18 protein-coding genes are annotated in these 20319 nt (G+C 43.4%); 11 read left to right on the top strand and 7 right to left on the bottom strand.

The features are described from left to right. Nucleotides 1-12: 12 nt before the first annotated feature. Together glyS and OCU30_RS00085 are read left to right on the top strand one after the other, a co-directional pair. Entirely contained in the window at nt 13-2085 is a 2073-nt protein-coding gene (gene glyS, locus OCU30_RS00090) for a glycine--tRNA ligase subunit beta (RefSeq protein WP_077315233.1), read from the top strand. Nucleotides 2086-2261: 176 nt separating this feature from the next. Then, nucleotides 2262-3512 (top strand): valine--pyruvate transaminase, encoded by a 1251-nt coding sequence (locus OCU30_RS00085; RefSeq protein WP_077315269.1) that lies wholly within the window; start codon nt 2262-2264, stop codon nt 3510-3512. Nucleotides 3513-3591: 79 nt separating this feature from the next. Here OCU30_RS00085 and OCU30_RS00080 read toward each other — a convergent pair whose 3' ends face one another. The 7 genes from OCU30_RS00080 to dnaA form a co-directional block, all read right to left on the bottom strand. Beyond that, a complete protein-coding gene (locus OCU30_RS00080) occupies nt 3592-4032 on the bottom strand; it encodes an Hsp20 family protein (RefSeq protein WP_077315234.1) in 441 nt (146 codons plus the stop codon). A 255-nt stretch (nt 4033-4287) separates the two neighbouring features. Further along, complete coding sequence (locus OCU30_RS00075) at nt 4288-5406, bottom strand: succinylglutamate desuccinylase/aspartoacylase family protein (RefSeq protein WP_077315235.1); 1119 nt, start codon at nt 5404-5406, stop codon at nt 4288-4290. Between the two features lie 68 nt (nt 5407-5474). Continuing rightward, complete coding sequence (locus tag OCU30_RS00070; RefSeq protein WP_077315236.1) at nt 5475-6245, bottom strand: transporter substrate-binding domain-containing protein; 771 nt, start codon at nt 6243-6245, stop codon at nt 5475-5477. 198 nt (nt 6246-6443) lie between these two features. Beyond that, nucleotides 6444-8861: a DNA topoisomerase (ATP-hydrolyzing) subunit B gene (gene gyrB, locus OCU30_RS00065; RefSeq protein WP_077315237.1), complete on the bottom strand. Its 2418-nt coding sequence runs from the start codon at nt 8859-8861 to the stop codon at nt 6444-6446. A gap of 19 nt (nt 8862-8880) precedes the next feature. Continuing rightward, entirely contained in the window at nt 8881-9960 is a 1080-nt protein-coding gene (gene recF / locus OCU30_RS00060; RefSeq protein WP_077315238.1) for a DNA replication/repair protein RecF, read from the bottom strand. A gap of 24 nt (nt 9961-9984) precedes the next feature. Next, the gene (gene dnaN / locus OCU30_RS00055; protein ID WP_077315239.1) at nt 9985-11085 is read right to left on the bottom strand and encodes a DNA polymerase III subunit beta; all 1101 of its coding nucleotides are present in this window, start codon (nt 11083-11085) and stop codon (nt 9985-9987) included. A 50-nt stretch (nt 11086-11135) separates the two neighbouring features. After that, entirely contained in the window at nt 11136-12542 is a 1407-nt protein-coding gene (gene dnaA / locus OCU30_RS00050; RefSeq protein WP_077315240.1) for a chromosomal replication initiator protein DnaA, read from the bottom strand. 307 nt (nt 12543-12849) lie between these two features. Between dnaA and OCU30_RS00045 the strand changes: the two genes are divergently transcribed. The 9 genes from OCU30_RS00045 (at nt 12850) to mioC (ending at nt 19835) form a co-directional block, all read left to right on the top strand. Further along, complete coding sequence (locus OCU30_RS00045; RefSeq protein WP_077315241.1) at nt 12850-13599, top strand: amino acid ABC transporter substrate-binding protein; 750 nt, start codon at nt 12850-12852, stop codon at nt 13597-13599. A 91-nt stretch (nt 13600-13690) separates the two neighbouring features. Continuing rightward, on the top strand, nt 13691-14362 hold the full coding sequence (locus OCU30_RS00040) for an amino acid ABC transporter permease (RefSeq protein ID WP_077315242.1): 672 nt from the start codon (nt 13691-13693) through the stop codon (nt 14360-14362). Beyond that, nucleotides 14359-15096, top strand: coding sequence for an amino acid ABC transporter ATP-binding protein (locus tag OCU30_RS00035; RefSeq protein ID WP_077315243.1), 738 nt, complete (start codon nt 14359-14361; stop codon nt 15094-15096). The genes OCU30_RS00040 and OCU30_RS00035 overlap by 4 nt, the downstream gene beginning before the upstream one ends. A 249-nt stretch (nt 15097-15345) precedes the next feature. Continuing rightward, the gene (gene rpmH, locus OCU30_RS00030) at nt 15346-15480 is read left to right on the top strand and encodes a 50S ribosomal protein L34 (protein WP_077315244.1); all 135 of its coding nucleotides are present in this window, start codon (nt 15346-15348) and stop codon (nt 15478-15480) included. 46 nt (nt 15481-15526) lie between these two features. Further along, entirely contained in the window at nt 15527-15850 is a 324-nt protein-coding gene (gene rnpA / locus OCU30_RS00025; RefSeq protein WP_235861884.1) for a ribonuclease P protein component, read from the top strand. Then, nucleotides 15817-16074 (top strand): membrane protein insertion efficiency factor YidD, encoded by a 258-nt coding sequence (gene yidD, locus OCU30_RS00020; protein ID WP_077315246.1) that lies wholly within the window; start codon nt 15817-15819, stop codon nt 16072-16074. Before rnpA ends, yidD begins: the two co-directional genes overlap by 34 nt. Before the next feature lie 2 nt (nt 16075-16076). Beyond that, on the top strand, nt 16077-17726 hold the full coding sequence (gene yidC, locus OCU30_RS00015; protein ID WP_077315247.1) for a membrane protein insertase YidC: 1650 nt from the start codon (nt 16077-16079) through the stop codon (nt 17724-17726). 95 nt (nt 17727-17821) lie between these two features. Continuing rightward, a complete protein-coding gene (gene mnmE, locus OCU30_RS00010) occupies nt 17822-19183 on the top strand; it encodes a tRNA uridine-5-carboxymethylaminomethyl(34) synthesis GTPase MnmE (RefSeq protein ID WP_077315248.1) in 1362 nt (453 codons plus the stop codon). A gap of 211 nt (nt 19184-19394) precedes the next feature. Next, nucleotides 19395-19835, top strand: coding sequence for an FMN-binding protein MioC (mioC, locus tag OCU30_RS00005; protein WP_077315249.1), 441 nt, complete (start codon nt 19395-19397; stop codon nt 19833-19835). The last annotated feature ends 484 nt before the right edge of the window (nt 19836-20319 follow it).

Below are 20319 nucleotides of genomic sequence, written 5' to 3'. Positions count from 1 at the left end.
GCAGAAAGGATAATGGCACAAGAATTTTTAATCGAGCTGGGAACAGAAGAGCTACCACCAACCCAACTGCGTACACTGGCAGAAGCGTTTGCTAGTAATATCGAGTCTGAGCTGAGCCAAGCAAATATCAGCCAGCAAGGCATTAAATGGTACGCGACACCGCGTCGTTTAGCGCTAAAAATCACTGAACTTGCCGATTCACAACCTGATACAGTCGTTGAGAAGCGTGGACCGGCCGTCAAAGTAGCGTTTGATGAAAATGGTAATGCCACTAAAGCCGCGCAAGGCTGGGCTCGTGGTAATGGCATCACGGTTGAACAAGCGGAACGTTTGAAAACAGACAAAGGCGAATGGCTACTGCATAAGCAGGAAGTAAAAGGCCAACCGACCCAAGCGATCATTGTCAGCCTGATTGAGCGTGCACTCTCAAACTTACCCATCGCCAAACCAATGCGTTGGGGCGATGAAGACACTCAGTTTATCCGTCCTGTTAAAACGCTAACGATTCTTAGTGATGAAACGCTTATCGAAGGTGAAATCCTTGGCGTAAAATCAGCACGAACCATTCGTGGTCACCGCTTCATGGGTGAATCTGAATTCACCATCGATTCAGCGCAGCAGTATCCAAAAATTTTAGAAGAGCGTGGTAAGGTCATTGCGGACTATGAAGCACGTAAAGCGACGATTATTGCTGATGCTCAAGCCGCAGCCATTGAGCTTGGTGGCCGCGCAGATTTGGAAGATGACTTAGTAGAAGAAGTCACTGGTCTAGTTGAGTGGCCAGTTGTACTAACGGCGACGTTTGAAGAGAAGTATCTCAAAGTGCCTGCAGAAGCTTTGGTCTACACCATGAAAGGTGACCAAAAATACTTCCCAGTTTACTGCGGTGATAACCAACTACTGCCTAACTTTATCTTTGTATCTAACATTGAATCAAAAGAGCCACGCTTTGTCATCGAAGGGAACGAAAAAGTCGTACGCCCTCGTTTAGCCGATGCGGAATTCTTCTTTGATACTGACCGCAAAGAGAAACTGATTGATCGCCTACCTATGTTGGAAAAAGCCATTTTCCAAAAGAAACTGGGCACAATCAAAGACAAAACCGATCGTATTACTGAGCTAGCAGGTTACATTGCTGACAAACTCAACGCTGATATCGACCAAGCGAAACGTGCAGGTCTCTTAGCGAAATGTGACCTAATGACATCAATGGTGTTTGAATTTACCGATACTCAAGGCGTGATGGGTATGCACTACGCGCGTCACGACGGTGAAGACGAAGCCGTTGCTGTGGCGCTCAACGAGCAATACATGCCACGTTATGCAGGTGATCAATTACCAAGCAGCGGCGTTTCGGCCGCTGTCGCGATGGCAGATAAACTCGATACGATCGTCGGTATTTTTGGTATTGGCCAAGCCCCGAAAGGCTCTGACCCATTTGCGCTACGCCGTGCCTCTCTTGGTGTACTACGTATTATTGTAGAATACGGCTACGATCTTGATTTAGTTGATCTAATATCTAAAGCTAAATCGCTGTTTGGTACTAAGCTCACCAATGATAAAGTTGAATCTGACGTATTGGACTTCATGCTAGGTCGTTTCCGCGCATGGTACCAAGATGAAGGTTTCAGCATTGATAGCATCCAAGCGGTATTAGCACGGACACCGACCAAACCTGCTGACTTCGATCAACGTGTTAAAGCAGTATCTCACTTCCGTGAACTTGAAGAAGCCGAAGCATTAGCCGCAGCTAACAAGCGTGTCGGTAATATCTTAGCGAAGTACGATGGCGAATTGTCTGATGACATCGATTTGTCTTTGTTACAAGAAGCTGAAGAAAAAGCTCTCGCTAAAGCGGTTTCTATCATGGTAGAAGCTTTAGAGCCGGCGTTTGCGACGGGTAACTATCAAGAAGCACTAACTCAATTGGCGACACTGCGTGCTCCGGTTGATGCTTTCTTTGATAATGTGATGGTAATGGCCGATGACGCCAAACTGAAACAGAACCGTCTCACGATGCTAAGCATATTGCGTAACTTATTCCTGCAAATTGCTGATATTTCGTTAATTCAAAAAACAGCATAATCATCTAATATTGATTATGAAAAGGCCCAACGTTTTGCGTTGGGCCTTTTTTTTGCAAAAAAACAATTATTCGTTGCGCAAGTATTTGAATCCGGTATGGTCAATAATAACTCAATAAGATGGGGCGCACCTCATCGTATAATTATAAGCAAACACAAGAATCAGGTACTCGAGTAATGAAATTTTCAACATTTGGAGAAAAGTTTAATCGTAATTCCGGCATAACCCAATTGATGGGAGATCTCAATGATGGTCTAAGAACGCCAGGTGCGATCATGCTAGGCGGCGGCAATCCCGCTGCGATTCCAGAGATGCTGACTTACTTCCAATCCATCAGCGAAGAAATGCTACAAGATGGTAGCCTTATCGCCGGAATGACTAACTATGATGGGCCGCAAGGGAAAGACGCCTTTATCGAGCAGTTAGCCGCTCTATTAAAAGCGCGCTATGGGTGGAATATCAGTTCAAAAAATATCAGTTTATCTAATGGTAGCCAAAGTGGCTTTTTCTCATTATTTAACCTTTTTGCGGGCCACCAGCCAGATGGCTCACATAAGAAAATTCTTTTACCGCTAGCCCCTGAGTATATAGGCTACGGAGATGCAGGAATTGATGATGATATTTTCGTTTCTTATCATCCAGAAATTGAATACTTAGAGAATGGACTGTTTAAGTATCACGTCGACTTTGAGCAGCTACATATTGATGAATCTGTCGCGGCCATTTGTGCATCACGTCCAACCAATCCAACCGGTAACGTACTCACAGATGAAGAAATTCACAAACTAGATCAGCTAGCGCGGGATAACAATATCCCTTTGATCATTGATAATGCATATGGACTACCATTTCCCAATATTATCTTTGAAGAGGTGGAACCATTTTGGAATGAGAACACCATTTTATGTATGAGTTTGTCAAAACTCGGACTCCCTGGTTTGCGCTGTGGCATCACGATTGCCAGTGAAGAAGTCACGCAAGCCCTAACCAGTATGAGTGGCATCATTAACTTAGCGCCAGGTAGCATGGGGCCGGCCTTGGCTTTACGTATGTTAGAGAAAAATGATTTACTCCGCGTCAGCGAAACCATCATTAAACCTTTCTATCATCAGAAGTCACTACACACTATCGAGATGCTCCAACAAGCGCTCCCGGATCCGCGGTTTCGTATCCATAAGCCAGAAGGAGCGATTTTCTTATGGTTATGGTTTGACGAACTACCGATTACCACAATGGAATTGTACCAACGCCTCAAAGCACGCGGGGTGTTAATTGTCCCTGGCGAATATTTCTTTATTGGTCAAAAAGAAGAATGGGATCATGCTCATCAATGCTTACGGATGAATTACGTACAAGATGAAGAAAAGATGCGTGAAGGGATCCGCATTATTGCTGAAGAAGTGAATAACGCTTATAAAAACGTCTAAGCTAATTTGCTTTTCTATAATAAGAAAGAGCGCCAATAGGCGCTCTTTTACTACTTTACATCATGTTAACTGATGGCATTTACTCTTCACTATCGAGTAAAGATTTACCGTTAATGGCAATTTTACGTGGCTGATTCGCCTCTGGAACTTCGCGTTCCAAATCAATATGCAATAAACCATTTTCCATTGTTGCCCCGGTAACTTTCACGTAATCCGCGAGTTGGAATTTACGCTCAAAGTCTCTTTCGGCAATGCCTTGATAGACATAATTTTTGCCATCTTCAGCGTTGCGCTCCCCACGAACAATCAATGTCGTTTCTTGCTGGGTAATATCTAAGTTTTCCTCAGAGAACCCGGCTACAGCCATCGTAATCCGATATTGGTTTTCTTCTTTTTGTTCGATGTTATATGGAGGGTAACCGCCTTGAGTATTCTTAGCAGTGCCGGACTCCATAAGATTCAACAGATGATCAAAACCAATGGCATTACGGTATAAAGGAGCAAAATCTACTGTACGCATAATAACTATCCTCTTGTTTCTTAAGCAATAGCCCTAATTGTTACCTTAGGGATGGCATCTCATTCATTCGACATGAGGCCATTTACGAGTTGTATATAACGGTGATAAATCCTCTCATGAGCAACTTATCGAATCCGTTTCCTGAGGCCCTATTGGCTTCCTCTTCACCACTATATATAAGGGCACTCAATCCACTTTCAAGGGAAAAAATGAATTTTTTTCCGTTTTTTTGCTTAAGAAATCACCGCTATCAATTTAGGGAGCGAGTAAATAGCCAGAGCGAATCACCGCGCTACCAGCAATATTACCAATCAACATTCCCGCTGTGGCAATACGCCGCCCGTTTCTTGAGTAAACATAACCTGACTGCGCAGCGGTGACATATTCCACATGATCGCTAATTGGGTCAATAACGTCAGCAAACACATCTCCCGCTGTAATCCAATCACCGGGCTTAACGCGGTGCACTAGAATGCCTGCACAAGGTGTCGCCAGCATTTCAACCGCGCCTAAATCACTGCTTGGTGCCACCTCTTCGGGTAAACATGGCGCTGGTCCATCAACGGCAATAACCCCCAGCCATTCGAGGTAACGCAGAATAGCAGAGCTATCTTGGTTGCTCTCTTGATGCGTAACATCGGCTTGCCCTCGCAATTCGACCGTGGCCGCTAAGCAGCCTTGGGGAATCGCCTCGCCAAAGCATTCTTTAAGACGCTGCCAGACCATATCTACACTACAGTCAAAAGGAGCACCGCCCGTTTCGTTTGCCAATAAATTGGCTTGTGAGCCTAATAATCTCGCCAGCGGTTCAATTCCCGGCCATGAGTAATAAGTACTATACACATGTAATGCGGCTTCAAAGTCACAGTGCAAATCAAGCATCACATCGGCATCACAACTGAGTAATTGTAAGGTTTTCTGTAACGAACCCAGCTCTGTTTTTGGTTGCCATTGTTGCAAGCTCTCACACATAGCAGCACGAATAATCCGACAATTATGTGCAGGATCATCGCTCAGTTGTGGCTCAATACGCGCTTTGACATCCGTAAAGGTATCTAAATAATCACGATTAAAGTTTTGCCCTGTTTCTAGGTGATACCGCCCAAGATGGACATCCATAAGATGTTGGTTCTGACCAATCGGATTGGCAACCGGCACCAAAACAACCTCGCCTTTTAAACGCCCTGTTGCTTCGAGTTGCGTTAACTGTTGCTTGAGCTTCCAAGCGACTAACATTCCCGGAATTTCATCAGCATGCAGCGAGGCTTGAATGTAGATCTTCTTACCCAGTTCCGGCGAGCCAAAATGAAAACTTTCCAGGTAACGTTGGGTACCAATTGTTGGAGACATTAATGCCGTGTGGTGATGTTGCATATCTAACCTCTAAAAATAAAAAAGCAGATCACTCAGTGAGCAATCTGCTTAAGATACTATCCTTGGGATTATTTATGGTATAGCTTCAGCTCACCAAAGTAATGTTTTTGAATACGATCGTAGGTGCCATTATCATGTAATGCCTGCAATCCTTGATTTAATAGCGCCACAAGCTCAGCATTACCTTTTTTAACCGCAATAGCCGTATCGGCAGGTAACAATACATCTTCTACTTGCTGGTTCGTAAACTGAGCATTTTTGCCTGCTTCAATAAACGTAAATTGCGCCTGTATCATATCTTGAAAAGAAGCATCAATACGACCATTCACTAAATCTGAGTAAACTTGGTCTTGATCTTGATAGGTACGCACTTCAACGCCATGCTTTGCAAAGCGTTCACGTACATAATGCTCTTGCATCGTCCCTTGCTGGACACCAATAACCTTACCTTTCAAAGACTCTGGTGTCGCTTTTAAGTGAGCTTGAGTACGGCTTAGCATAGACGAATATCCCGTCCAGACCACATTAGTAAAAGTAACGCGCTTGCTACGTTTATCAGTGATCCCTAAAGACGAAAAGACCGCATCAATTTTATTCACATTAAGACTAGGAATGAGGCCATCAAAATTCGCTTGAACCCATACGCACTTTTTATGCAATTGCTTACACAGCGCATTACCTAAATCAATTTCAAACCCAGTTAATGAACCGTCTGGTTTTTTGTACTCAAAAGGCGCAAAACTTGCCTCAACTCCAAAGCGAATCGTATCTTTATCTGCAGCAATGCTTGATGATGATAAAAGCGCCAATCCTAATGCTAACCAACTAAATGTTTTCATGACATCGCACCTGTGTGAATAGTTATTTATTTTTAATGTTTTTTTATTCTACACAGAGCCACTTATAAAGTCGATATATAATCGCCCTCTCAGCGCAGTTGGTCCAACGTCATTCATTGATTAAGCGAAAAATTAACGACGGCCAATAAAAAAGCCACTCTGCAGAGTGGCTTTTCATCAACGGAGAGCACTACCTATCTATACGTCTAGGTTAGCCACTTTCAATGCGTTGTTTTCAATAAAGGCGCGACGTGGTTCTACTTGGTCGCCCATTAAGGTTGTAAACAATTCATCGGCGCCAACCGCATCTTCGATGGTTACTTGCATCATACGTCGTGTCTCTGGGTCCATAGTGGTTTCCCACAGCTGTTCAGGGTTCATTTCCCCTAGACCTTTGTAGCGAGATATCGCTAAACCACGACGTGATTCTTTCATTAACCATTCAATCGCTTGCGAGAAGCTATCAACACTTAGGGTACGTTCACCGCGTTTTACGTAAGCCCCTTCTTCAAGCAAGTTATCTAGCTCTTCAGAAAGATCGGCTATTTTTGCGTATTCACGTGAATTAAGTAGATCAGCGCTGAGCAAGTATTCATGTAATACGCCGTTAGTTCGTACTTTAATACGTGGAACGTAACATTGATTCGCTTCATCACGTTCAACATCAAAGTGATATTGGCTGATACCAATCGCTTTACCATTAAGCTGAGTCGTTAATTGTTCAGCCCAAGCCGCTACTCCAGCCTCGGTTTGACGAATTTCTTCGGTGAGACGCGGAACGTAAGCAAACTCATACACAAGGGTATGTGGGTAACGACGGCTCATACGTTGAGTCAATTTCACGACTTCATTGTATTCTTGAACCAATCTTTCTAGCGGCGCACCACCCATTGCAGGAGCATCAGCATTCACATGTAACGATGCGCCATCTAATGCTAATGCAATTTGGTATTGCGTCATGGCATCTTCATCTTTGATGTATTGCTCTTGCTTGCCTTTTTTCACTTTATACAAAGGTGGCTGAGCAATGTAGATGTAACCACGCTCGATCAATTCCGGCATTTGACGGTAGAAGAAGGTCAATAGTAGCGTACGGATGTGCGCACCATCGACGTCGGCATCCGTCATGATAATGATGTTATGATAACGTAGCTTATCTGGGTTGTATTCATCACGGCCGATACCACAACCTAGCGCCGTAATCAGTGTCGCCACTTCTTGTGAAGACAACATTTTATCAAAGCGGGCTTTTTCAACGTTCAAGATCTTACCTTTGAGCGGCAAGATAGCTTGGTTCTTACGATCTCGGCCTTGCTTGGCAGAACCACCAGCCGAGTCACCCTCCACAATATATAATTCAGAGCGTGTTGGATCTTTTTCCTGACAATCGGCCAATTTACCTGGCAGACCAGCTAAATCTAAGGCGCCTTTACGACGTGTCATTTCACGGGCTTTACGAGCCGCATCACGAGCACGAGCCGCATCAATGATTTTCGAACAAATCATTTTTGATTCAACAGGGTGCTCAGCTAAGTATTCTGACAGTTTCTCACCCATCGCCGATTCCACGGCAGATTTAACTTCAGAAGACACCAATTTGTCTTTAGTTTGGCTTGAGAACTTAGGATCAGGCACTTTTACGGACACAACCGCCGTCAAACCTTCACGAGCATCATCACCGGAAGTCGCCGTTTTCGCTTTCTTACTGTAACCCTCTTTATCCATATAAGAATTCAGAGTACGTGTTAGCGCAGAACGGAAACCAGCAAGGTGAGTACCACCATCGCGTTGCGGGATATTGTTGGTAAAACAGAAGATACTTTCTTGGAACGAATCATTCCATTGCATAGCCACTTCAACCACAATGCCGTCTTCACGTTCGATATCGAAGTGAAATACCTTCGCATGGATTGGAGTTTTATTACGGTTAAGGTGAGTAACAAACGCACGAATACCACCATCATATTTATAGTGGTTAAATTTGTCTTTTTCACGCTCATCACGCAGGTGAATGGACACCCCAGAGTTTAAGAATGAGAGCTCACGAAGACGTTTGGCCAGAATGTCATATTGAAATTCAATATTAGTGAACGTTTCATCACTTGGCCAAAAACGAATGGTTGTGCCTGAAATATCAGTGTCACCAACCACTTCTAACGGGCTATCTGGAATACCGCCATGATAGGTTTGGGTATTAATTTTACCATTACGATGAATAGTTAGCGTTACTTTTTCCGATAAAGCGTTAACAACGGAAACACCGACACCGTGCAAACCACCAGAGACTTTATAAGAGTTATCATCAAACTTACCACCTGCGTGCAGTACAGTCATGATTACTTCAGCCGCAGACATCTGCTCTTCTTCGTGTATCTCAGTAGGGATACCACGACCGTCATCACTGACAGACACAGAGTTATCTTCATGGATAGTTACGACGATATCTTTACAGTAACCCGCTAACGCTTCATCAATTGAGTTATCCACCACCTCAAAAACCATGTGGTGCAGACCGGTGCCATCATCAGTGTCGCCGATGTACATCCCTGGACGCTTACGTACCGCATCCAGACCCTTCAGTACCTTAATACTCGATGAATCGTAATTATTCGACATGAGTTACTCTCTCACTATTTTATCCTTGCTCTATTGTGCCATGTTCCACATGAAACATCTTGCTATTTGATTCAATCATGTCGGCAACTTGGTTTTGCGTAATAGAGCTTACAAATACTTGAGCCCCCGTCGATTTAAAGCAGTCCGCAAGACGCTCACGACGTTGGCTATCTAATTCGGAAGCAAAGTCATCAATAAGATAAATGCATTGCTTTCCGGTCAGTTCGGTTAAGTGTTGCCCTTGCGCGACCCGCAAAGCACAGACCATTAACTTCAATTGACCTCGTGATAGGACATCTTCCACTGGAGTCCCACCCACTTTGATCTTTAAATCGGCTTTATTAGGTCCACTAAATGTGTACCCCAATAACTGATCACGCTCAAAACTCTTTTCAAGAAGCTCGCTATAAGGCGTGTCTTTATCCCATCCTCGATAATATTTTAAATCAATATCAAATTCTGGGAGAAACACCTGACACAAGGTTTGTGCGACCGATGAAATCTGTTGTACGTATTGACGGCGCCACGCGTCAATATTATCCGCTAGCCGAGCCAACTCATCATCCCAATAACGTAACTCGCGATAATGAGTAGCCGTTTTTAATAATGCGTTACGCTGCTTATTAAGGCGCTTGAATCGCCCCCAAGCTTCATAAAATGCAGGCTCTGAATGAAAGACCCCCCAATCCATGAACGCACGCCGTTGTTTCGGTCCATCGGTTAATAAATCAAACCCTTCAGGATGAATCAACTGCAGCGGCAGAACCTTTGCTAATTGCGCAATTTTCTGTCCAGACTGCCCTCCTATTTTAACCTCTGTTGAGCCATCACGCTGCTTATTAATGCCAATCGGTAACTCAAATTGATCCGAGCTCAAAAAACGCCCGTGAACAAACAGTTCTTGCGCCTCATTTTGAATGACCCGCCCCGTTAACGTACTTTTAAATGAGCGCCCATGCCCTAATAAATAGATCGCTTCTAGGAGGCTCGTTTTACCACTGCCATTAGGGCCGATAAGAAAGTTAAAGCCTGCTGATAACTCGATATCACAGGCTTTAATATTTCGAAATTTCTGGACGACTAGGCGAGTAAGTGGCATTACGCGGCAACAGCTCTTTACGTCTTAAAGACGAATTGGCATAACAACGTACATAGCGCTGTTATCATCGACGTTTTCAATCAGAGTACTGGCGTTAGCATCCGACATAGAGATACGCACGTTCTGACAACGCAGAGCATTAAGGACATCTAGGACATAACTAACGTTAAAACCAATTTCAATATCGTCACCTTCAAAGGTCACGTCTAAAATTTCTTCGGCTTCTTCCTGCTCAGGGTTATTCGCGGTAATCCGCATTTCCGTCCCTGTCATATTGACACGCACGCCACGGAATTTCTCATTCGATAAAATCGCAGCACGTGAGAAACATTGGCGTAACTCATCACAACCCGCTTGCAAGATTTTGTCAGTATTTTGCGGCAAAACACGACGATAGTCAGGAAAACGACCATCAACAAGCTTAGAAGTAAACACAAAATTATTCACTTCAGCGCGGATATTGGCGTGTCCAATTTGCAATGTCACTGGTTGCTCTGGTGTATCCAGTAACTTAACCAGCTCCAAAATACCTTTGCGTGGCACAATCAATTGCGTTGCCGCAATATCGGCCTCCAGTGGCATCGTAGACACTGCCATGCGGTGACCATCGGTTGCGACAGAACGCAAAACCTGCTCATCCACTTCAAACAACATACCATTAAGGTAATAGCGCACATCTTGAGTGGCCATAGAAAACTGCGTTTTTTCAATCAGACTACGCAATTCACCTTGATTAACCACTAACTCGACATCACTTTGCCAATCTTCAATATTGGGAAAGTCTTCTGCAGGTAACGTTGCCAGTGAAAAGCGACTACGCCCAGATTGCAGATGCACACGTTCGCTTTCTAAACGCACCGTAATGATGGCAGAGTCTGGTAAACCACGGCAGATATCGAGAAACTTACGTGCAGGGACGGTAACAGCACCTGCTTCGCATTCACCTTCAAGCGTCACACGACTCACTAACTCGACTTCAAGGTCAGTAGCAGTCATCGACAATTGGCTATCTTCTACTTTAAGTAATAAGTTACTCAATATAGGTAACGTTGCTCGGCCACCTAAAGAGCCTGACACTTGCTGTAGAGATTTAATTAAGTGGCTACGTTCAATGGTAAATTTCATAGTTAACTCTAATAAACAATGGAATATATCACGCCAATACTAGCGCGATCTTAAGAAGAAAGCGTACGGATTAAGTTAGAATAGTCTTCTTTAATGTCGTGGCTCTCTTCTCGTAATTGTTGAATCTTACGACAAGCATGCAAAACGGTCGTATGATCTCGTCCACCAAACGCATCACCAATTTCTGGCAAACTATGGTTGGTCAATTCTTTGGCTAACGCCATCGCTAACTGACGTGGACGCGCAACCGAGCGAGAACGACGTTTTGACAGTAAATCCGCCACCTTAATTTTATAATATTCAGCCACTGTTTTTTGAATATTATCAATGGTGACTAATTTTTCTTGTAATGCGAGCAAATCACGAAGCGCTTCGCGTACGAAGTCGATCGTAATCGGGCGACCAGTGAAGTTAGCATTGGCAATCACACGGTTCAACGCCCCCTCCAATTCACGAACGTTCGAACGCAATCTTTTCGCAATAAAAAACGCCACTTCATCCGCTAAATGGATTTGGTGAGCTTCCGCCTTTTTCATTAAAATCGCGACTCGCGTCTCTAATTCAGGCGGCTCTATCGCAACCGTCAATCCCCAACCAAAACGGGATTTCAAACGATCTTCCACCCCATTAATTTCTTTAGGATAACGGTCAGAAGTTAAGATAATTTGTTGATTGCCTTCCAATAGCGCATTAAACGTGTGGAAAAACTCTTCCTGTGAACGCTCTTTGTTGGCAAAAAATTGGATATCATCAATTAGTAAGGCATCGACACTACGATAATAACGTTTGAATTGTTCAATCGCGTTATTTTGTAAAGCTTTGACCATATCCTGAACAAAACGCTCAGAATGCATATACACCACTTTCGCATTCGGATTGTTATCAACAATCGCATTACCGACTGCATGCAATAAGTGTGTTTTACCTAAACCAGTACCACCATATAAAAAGAGTGGATTATAAGCACTGCCTGGATTATCAGACACTTGTCGCGCTGCCGCTAAACCTAACTGGTTCGATTTACCTTCCACAAAGTTATTAAACTTATGCTTAGGATTGACATTCGAGCGATGATGAATGCTTGCCATCGCTTCTTCTTCATCTTCCCAAGTTTTATGCACGGGTTGACGACGCGACAATTGCGCTGGCGCAGACGACTCTGCAGCGACATCCGCAGGTGAGCGCGTAGGCAGTGGTTTTGGCGTTTCAACCGGACGACTACCAACCTCAAAACGCAGGTTCGGAATATCGTGCCCACAATGTTCTTGCAGTAGACGATTGATATGATGAAGATACTTATCACGTACCCAGTCGAGTACAAAGCGGTTAGGCGCAAACAAAGTGAGAGTATTGTCATTAAGCTCCGCTTGAAGCGGACGAACCCACATACTGAATTCTGTTGCTGGTAGCTCTTCTTGAAGCTGTTGCAAACATTGCAACCAAAGCGAAGACGACACGTTTCCCTCACTCTTAATCATTGATCGATAAAGACTGGTAATTCTACCTGTTGATAACTCAGATCGCCAGTAAATGATCAAATTTCTATGTGAATAAGATCTTAGTTATTCACAATATATACGGAGTTTTCCCTTGATCCTGCTAGATACCCCCCGCTTACTCACACGATCATACACACTAATGTAAATTATTCGTGACTTATCCCCATGTTTTATTCTATTTTTGATATGAATAATACGAACTCGTTATTTCTACTAAAACTAAAAATATGAGTAAGATCACAGCATAATTACTGAGGAGAAATATATGAAACGCTGGTTAACTATCGCCGTTGCCGCGCTTGCGTTTACCGCCGCGTCTGCACAGGCGGCAAACGAAGTCGTCAAAGTTGGCATGTCAGGTCGCTATTTTCCATTTACCTTTATGAAAAACGATAAGCTACAAGGCTTTGAAGTGGACCTTTGGAAAGAGATCGGTAAACGTAATCATTACGACGTGAAATTTGTCACGGCGAGTTTCTCTGGTTTATTTGGATTACTACAAACGGGTCGTATCGATACCATTTCTAACCAAATTACGATGACGAAAGCACGCCAAGACAAATACTTATTCTCTGAACCTTATGTGATTGATGGTGCGCAAATTACGGTACATAAAGGCAATAAGAGTATTCATGGTATTCAAGACTTAGCGGGAAAAACCGTCGCCGTCAATTTAGGTTCGAACTTCGAACAGCTACTACGTCAGCACGATAAAGACGGTAAGATTAATATCAAAACCTATGACTCTGGTATTGAACAAGATGTGGTTTTAGGTCGTTCTGACGCCTTCGTTATGGATCGCCTATCAGCACTCGAGTTAATTCGAAAATCAGGTCTACCATTGAAGCTGGCCGGTTCACCCTTTGAGAAAATCGAAAATGCATGGCCGTTTATGAAAAACGCCAAAGGCAAAGAATTACGCAAAGAGGTAAATCAAGCGCTAGAGGCGATGCGCGGTGATGGCACTCTCGCTAAAATCTCTAAAAAATGGTTTGATACCGATATTACTAAATAAGTCTCACGGTATAACTGTGATTCAGTCACAACTTATAAAGGTGGGAAAGGTAATCTTTCCCACCTTTATTTCTTTTCAATAGGAACGACCTATGAGTTTTGATTTTGACTACATGATCCATTTGATGCCGATACTATTTAAGTATCTAGGCACAACGGTCTCTATGGCTCTATGGGGTTTAGTCTTTGCATTAATGCTCGCCATTACTGTTGCGCTCATTCGGGTGTTCAAAGTGCCAGTGCTCAATCAGCTAGCACAATTATATTTGAGCTTTTTCCGCGGTACGCCACTCTTAGTGCAAATGTTTTTGCTCTACTATGGGTTGCCGCAAATTATTCCTGCGCTAGTAGGATTAGATGCTTTTACCGCCGCTATTATTAGTTTAACGCTGCATTTTGCTTCTTATATGTCGGAAAGCATTCGAGCAGCAATTGTGGGGATCGATCGCAGCCAAATGGAAGCCAGTTTATCCATTGGGATGACGAAACCACAATTAATGCGTCGCATTATTCTTCCTCAAGCATCACGTGTTGCACTGCCCTCGTTAATGAATCATTTTATCGATATGATCAAATCCAGCTCTTTGGCGTTCACGCTAGGCGTCACTGAAATCATGGCAAAAGCACAAATGGAAGCCTCTTCGAGCTTTAAGTTCTTCGAAGCCTATTTAGCTGTTGCGTTAATTTACTGGGCAATGGTCGTCATCCTGACACGAGTACAGTACTGGGCTGAACATAAACTCAATAAGGCGTATGAACGATGATAAAACTCAATAACATCCATAAGAAGTTTGGAGACAGTGACATCCTTAAAGGTATTAACCTTGAGATTCAATCTGGTGAGATTATTGTCGTCATCGGATCGAGTGGTACAGGTAAATCGACGTTATTACGTTGTGTTAATTTCTTAGAGCAACCTGATCGAGGAACCATTCAGATCGGGGATGTCACAATCAACGCAGCGAAGCATACGAGTAAAGAAGTCACTGCTTTACGTCGTCAAACTGGTTTTGTATTTCAAAATTATGCCTTATTTTCACATATGACTGCGCAGCAAAACATCGCGGAAGGCCTAATTACGGTACAAGGCTGGGATAAACGGAAAGCGTACGAGCAAGCACAGACCATTCTCAATGATATTGGCCTAGGCGATAAGGGAGAAAGCTACCCTGCCGCGCTTTCAGGAGGCCAACAACAACGCGTTGGTATTGGCAGAGCGATGGCTTTAAAGCCAGAGTTGCTTTTATTTGATGAACCGACCTCCGCTTTAGATCCAGAATGGGTTGGTGAAGTACTAGCTCTCATGAAACGGCTTGCGAAAGAGCATCAGACCATGCTCGTGGTAACCCATGAAATGCAATTTGCTAGAGATGTCGCCGATCGTGTGATCTTCATGGCCGAAGGATCCATTGTTGAACAAGGTTCTCCACAGGATATTTTCGATAATCCACAGGATCCAAAATTGAAAAAATTCTTAAATCAAGTCGGGATCGAGTGAGGATCCTTGCTGTTTTATCGATAATCCGTATAATCATTCGACCGAAATGAGTTGTTATTATCATGTTGACGATATCGTTAATGTGTAATATGGCTCATTCGAATCATTGACACGTTACGCGTCTCTGATTACAATTCCGCCTCTTTGTTGAGAGGCGTCGGAATGTCCTTTCTTATACAATGAGATTCGACAATTGCCCACGCCGGGTTTAATGAACCTAAAAACTACTGATCAGTAAGGTACTAAACAATGAAACGCACTTTTCAACCTTCAGTTCTAAAGCGCAAGCGCTCTCACGGCTTCCGTGCACGCATGGCTACTGCGAACGGTCGTAAAGTAATTAACGCACGTCGTGCAAAAGGCCGTAAGCGCCTTTCAAAATAATCGTTAGTTTATTTTGAAAACGAATGCGTTTAATCGGGAGTTACGTTTGTTAACTCCCGAGAATTATAAAAAAGTTTTCCAGCAAGCTCATCGAGCTGGCTCTCCTCATTTCACCATAATTGCCCGCGCTAATAATCTTTCTCACCCTCGTTTAGGTTTAGCCGTTCCAAAAAAGCAAATCAAAACAGCCGTTGGTCGCAATCGTTTTAAACGCATTGCACGAGAAAGCTTTCGACTTAAACAACACGAGCTTTCCAAAAAAGATTTTGTTGTTATAGCCAAAAAAAGTGCGCAAGATTTATCCAATGAGGAACTATTTAAGTTATTCGATAAGCTATGGAAACGCCTGTCTCGCCCTTCACATGGTTAGCCATTGGTATAGTCAAACTATACCAGTGGATAATTAGTCCGCTCATCGGCCCAAGATGTCGGTTCACTCCTACTTGCTCTTCGTATGCAATAGAAGCATTGAAAGCTCACGGTTTTGTAAAAGGGTGTTGGTTATCAGGCAAACGTCTATTAAAATGCCATCCTTTGAATGAAGGGGGTTTTGACCCCGTTCCACCAGTCCAAAAACAAGACAGAGATAAATAACGATGGATTCTCAACGTAATATTCTGTTAATTGCTTTAGCGTTAGTGTCTTTCCTGCTCTACAACGAGTGGAATGCGGATAAGACTCCGGCGAAACCAGCAGTTGAACAGACTCAAACGAGTAATACCGAAGCTTCATCCTCTCACACTGCGACTTCATCTTCGAAGGCATTAAGTGAGAAGGCTGTAAATAACGCCAAGGCAAAACTGATTACCGTAAAAACGGATGTATTAACTCTGTCCATTAATACGGCTGGTGGTGATGTTGTTGAAGCAAAACTGAACAAATATTCTGATAAACTAAATTCAGATAACCCGTTCGTGTTACTACATAAATCTCCTTCTGAACAGTTTATCGCGCAAAGTAGCCTCAATGGGCCACAAGGTACGGATCATAACGACACTCGTACTGTCTATGCGGCTAAGCAAACCCAATACACCATGGGTAAAGATCAGAAGCAGATTGAAGTGCCCCTGACTTATAAAGCGAATGGCATTACTTACACCAAAACGTTCATTCTAAAACGTGGCAGCTATGCACTGGATATGGTTTACAACATTAAAAACCAATCTGGTAAGCCTGCAAACGTTCGTATGGATATGCACCTTCGTCAGAATTTGAAAGAGTCTGGCGGTAGCCTTGCTATGCCAACCTATCATGGTGGTGCTTACTCTACAGAAGAGACTCGCTACAAAAAGTACAGCTTTGATGACATGCAAGACCAAAACCTTAATATCACTTTGAAAGATGATAAAGGTTGGGCAGCGATGATTCAGCATTACTTTGCCGCTGCGTGGATTCCTCGTGACGAAAATGATCCAATTCTTTATACCCGTGTGAAAAACCAATACGGTGATATCGGTATTCGTACGCAAGATAAGACCATTGCCAATGACCAAAACGGTGAGTTTAAAGCCACCCTTTGGGTTGGTCCAAAACTGCAAGATGCCATGGCAGCAACCGCGGATCATCTAGACCTTGTGGTCGATTACGGCTGGTTATGGTTTATTGCCAAACCTCTGCACATGCTCCTATCATTTATCCAGTCATTTGTGGGTAACTGGGGTCTAGCTATCATTGGTTTGACGTTAATTGTTCGTGGTGCGATGTACCCGCTAACCAAAGCGCAGTACACGTCAATGGCGAAAATGCGTATGCTGCAACCAAAAATGCAGGAAATGCGTGAGCGCATCGGCGATGACCGTCAGCGTATGAGCCAAGAAATGATGGCCTTGTACAAGAAAGAAAAAGTAAACCCACTGGGTGGTTGTTTACCTATCTTCTTGCAAATGCCTATTTTCATCTCTCTATATTGGGCATTGATGGAATCAGTAGAATTGCGTCACTCGCCATTCTTCGGTTGGATTCATGATTTGTCTGCACAAGACCCGTACTACATTTTACCTGTATTAATGGGCATCAGCATGTTCATGATTCAGAGAATGAGTCCATCAACCGTGACGGATCCGATGCAACAGAAAATCATGACCTTTATGCCAGTGATTTTCTCAGCATTCTTCCTGTTCTTCCCGTCAGGATTGGTTCTGTACTACTTGATGTCAAACATCGTTACTTTGATTCAACAAACGATGATTTATAAAGGCCTAGAGAAAAAAGGCTTGCATACTAAAGTCCCTAAAAAGACCAAGTAAACGCAAATAGTCAAAGATAGAGGCGACCGAAAGGTCGCCTTTTTTTGTTGGGCTGATTACAATACGACACTTATTAATCCGGTTTAGGTAACGTTATGACTACAGATACCATTGTCGCTCAAGCTACCGCCCCAGGGCGCGGTGGTGTAGGTATTATTCGAGTTTCAGGCCCGCTTGCTACACAAGTCGCCACTGCAGTGACAGGTAGAACACTGCGCCCTCGCTATGCCGAGTATTTACCCTTCAAGGATAATGATGGCCATGAGCTAGACCAAGGCATCGCGCTATTCTTCCCTAACCCACATTCGTTTACGGGGGAAGATGTCTTAGAGTTACAAGGCCATGGTGGTCCTGTCGTCATCGATATGTTGATTAAACGTATTTTAATGATTCCTGGAATACGAGCAGCGCGCCCTGGTGAATTCTCTGAACGAGCTTTCATGAATGACAAAATGGATTTAACTCAAGCAGAGGCCATTGCTGACTTGATTGATGCCAGCTCAGAAGAAGCGGCAAAATCAGCATTGCAATCACTCCAAGGACAATTCTCTAAACGCATTAATACGCTGGTGGAATCGCTGATTCATTTACGCATTTATGTTGAAGCGGCGATTGATTTTCCGGAAGAAGAAATTGATTTTTTAGCCGATGGCAAAGTGCTAGGCGATCTGAATGCCATCATCAACAATCTCGATGCAGTACGTAAAGAAGCAAACCAAGGCGCAATCATGCGTGAAGGGATGAAAGTGGTAATTGCTGGTCGCCCTAACGCTGGTAAATCTAGCTTACTCAATGCACTTTCAGGAAAGGATAGCGCGATTGTCACCGATATTGCCGGAACCACTCGTGATGTACTAAGAGAACACATTCATATTGATGGTATGCCATTGCACATCATCGATACCGCCGGTCTACGTGACTCAACCGATGCCGTCGAAAAAATTGGCATTGAACGCGCTTGGGATGAAATAAATCAAGCCGATCGCGTCTTATTCATGGTCGACGGCACCACAACCGATGCCACCGATCCCAAAGAGATTTGGCCAGACTTTGTCGACCGGTTACCGGCGCATATCGGTATGACTGTGATTCGTAATAAAGTCGACCAAACCGAGGAAACGCTGGGTCTAACTGAAAAAGATGACTCCATGTTAATTCGCTTATCAGCGAAAACAGGACAAGGCGTCGAAACCCTGCGTGATCACCTGAAAGACTGCATGGGCTTTTCTAGTTATCAAGAAGGTGGCTTTATGGCACGCCGTCGTCACTTAGATGCACTCGAGAGAGCCTCTGAGCATCTTCTCACAGGGCGTGAACAGCTTGAAGGTTATATGGCTGGTGAAATCCTTGCTGAAGAGCTGCGTATCACTCAGCAGCATTTGAATGAGATTACCGGTGAATTCAACTCTGATGATTTACTCGGTAAGATTTTCTCTTCTTTCTGTATCGGTAAATAGCCCACCTGAAAATCACAACATCCAATGAATCCCCTAGCCTTTTTTCTTTACAGGTTAGGGTTTTTTTTGTCTATCCACATTATCAAATCGCACAAAATCTATGCTCTTTTCGTTGATTACTGAGTTATATACATAACTTTACGATAGCCAAAACAACGGTAAATCGTCTAGGATAGACACGCATTCTACTCTAAGTAATGGGAAAACTATCATGATCCATATTATTACAGGCAGTACGCTCGGTAGTGCTGAATATGTCGGGGATCATCTTAATGATTTGCTCGAAGCACAAGGCTTGGAAACCACGATACATAACCAACCAGATCCTAGTGATATTCCGGCAACAGGCATTTGGTTGATCGTTACCTCGACTCACGGTGCTGGGGATTACCCAGATAATATCCAACCTTTTATCTCTTATATTCAAGACACGCCACCGCGCGCTCAAGGCTTACAATACGCAGTCGTTGCTATCGGTGATTCTAGCTATGATACCTTCTGTGGTGCAGGTAAACATGCCTATGCTTTATTAGAAGATATTGGTGCCACACCACTAACAGAATGCTGCACTATAGATGTTCAAAACTACCCTGTTCCGGAAGATGCTGCCGAGGAATGGTTCACGACAGTAGCGCATAAATTCACTGAATAATGGTTTTTTTACTCTGAATCAAGCGACCGATGGTCGCTTTTTTTATCTCTATATGAAATGTATTCGTTGTTTTTAACACATCCCTTCCGTTCAACTGATGTTTTTTTAAGCAAACGGTCTGTGGATAAGTAGGCGGTTATCCGGTGATCAACCGTTAGTTATCCCATGAACAAGTTTAGAGTTTGGATCCCCCTGTGTATAAGTGCCCATTTTGATCCCAGCTTCTCCTTGTGTTGATCAGTTGATGATCACAAGTTCTGATCCACGTAAGATCCATGATCCCATTGATCATTTATCACTTATCCACAGAGATCGTCGATCCTAATAATAGATCTAATAAGAGATCTATATAAAGATCTTATATATATTAAGTCTTTAAAGGGATCATTAAAAATCAATAAAACCGATTTAATAGACAGCCGAAAGAAGGTAGAATACGCATCCTTTAATTTTCCTTAGCTTTAACAGATTACCTGAGGTCGTT

Source organism: Vibrio palustris, assembly GCF_024346995.1.
GTDB lineage: Bacteria > Pseudomonadota > Gammaproteobacteria > Enterobacterales > Vibrionaceae > Vibrio > Vibrio palustris.
This window is presented reverse-complemented; position numbering and strand designations above follow the sequence as displayed.

Excerpts from the sequence above, each read along its gene's own strand:
- OCU30_RS00075 (WP_077315235.1), bottom strand. The coding sequence starts at position 5,406 with ATGCAACATCACCACACGGCATTAATGTCTCCAACAATTGGTACCCAA.
- OCU30_RS00045 (WP_077315241.1), top strand. The coding sequence starts at position 12,850 with ATGAAACGCTGGTTAACTATCGCCGTTGCCGCGCTTGCGTTTACCGCC.
- yidD (WP_077315246.1), top strand. The coding sequence starts at position 15,817 with ATGGAAACGCCTGTCTCGCCCTTCACATGGTTAGCCATTGGTATAGTC.
- yidC (WP_077315247.1), top strand. The coding sequence starts at position 16,077 with ATGGATTCTCAACGTAATATTCTGTTAATTGCTTTAGCGTTAGTGTCT.
- OCU30_RS00035 (WP_077315243.1), top strand. The coding sequence starts at position 14,359 with ATGATAAAACTCAATAACATCCATAAGAAGTTTGGAGACAGTGACATC.
- OCU30_RS00070 (WP_077315236.1), bottom strand. The coding sequence starts at position 6,245 with ATGAAAACATTTAGTTGGTTAGCATTAGGATTGGCGCTTTTATCATCA.
- OCU30_RS00040 (WP_077315242.1), top strand. The coding sequence starts at position 13,691 with ATGAGTTTTGATTTTGACTACATGATCCATTTGATGCCGATACTATTT.
- gyrB (WP_077315237.1), bottom strand. The coding sequence starts at position 8,861 with ATGTCGAATAATTACGATTCATCGAGTATTAAGGTACTGAAGGGTCTG.
- glyS (WP_077315233.1), top strand. The coding sequence starts at position 13 with ATGGCACAAGAATTTTTAATCGAGCTGGGAACAGAAGAGCTACCACCA.
- mioC (WP_077315249.1), top strand. The coding sequence starts at position 19,395 with ATGATCCATATTATTACAGGCAGTACGCTCGGTAGTGCTGAATATGTC.
- recF (WP_077315238.1), bottom strand. The coding sequence starts at position 9,960 with ATGCCACTTACTCGCCTAGTCGTCCAGAAATTTCGAAATATTAAAGCC.
- OCU30_RS00085 (WP_077315269.1), top strand. The coding sequence starts at position 2,262 with ATGAAATTTTCAACATTTGGAGAAAAGTTTAATCGTAATTCCGGCATA.
- dnaN (WP_077315239.1), bottom strand. The coding sequence starts at position 11,085 with ATGAAATTTACCATTGAACGTAGCCACTTAATTAAATCTCTACAGCAA.
- mnmE (WP_077315248.1), top strand. The coding sequence starts at position 17,822 with ATGACTACAGATACCATTGTCGCTCAAGCTACCGCCCCAGGGCGCGGT.
- OCU30_RS00080 (WP_077315234.1), bottom strand. The coding sequence starts at position 4,032 with ATGCGTACAGTAGATTTTGCTCCTTTATACCGTAATGCCATTGGTTTT.
- rpmH (WP_077315244.1), top strand. The coding sequence starts at position 15,346 with ATGAAACGCACTTTTCAACCTTCAGTTCTAAAGCGCAAGCGCTCTCAC.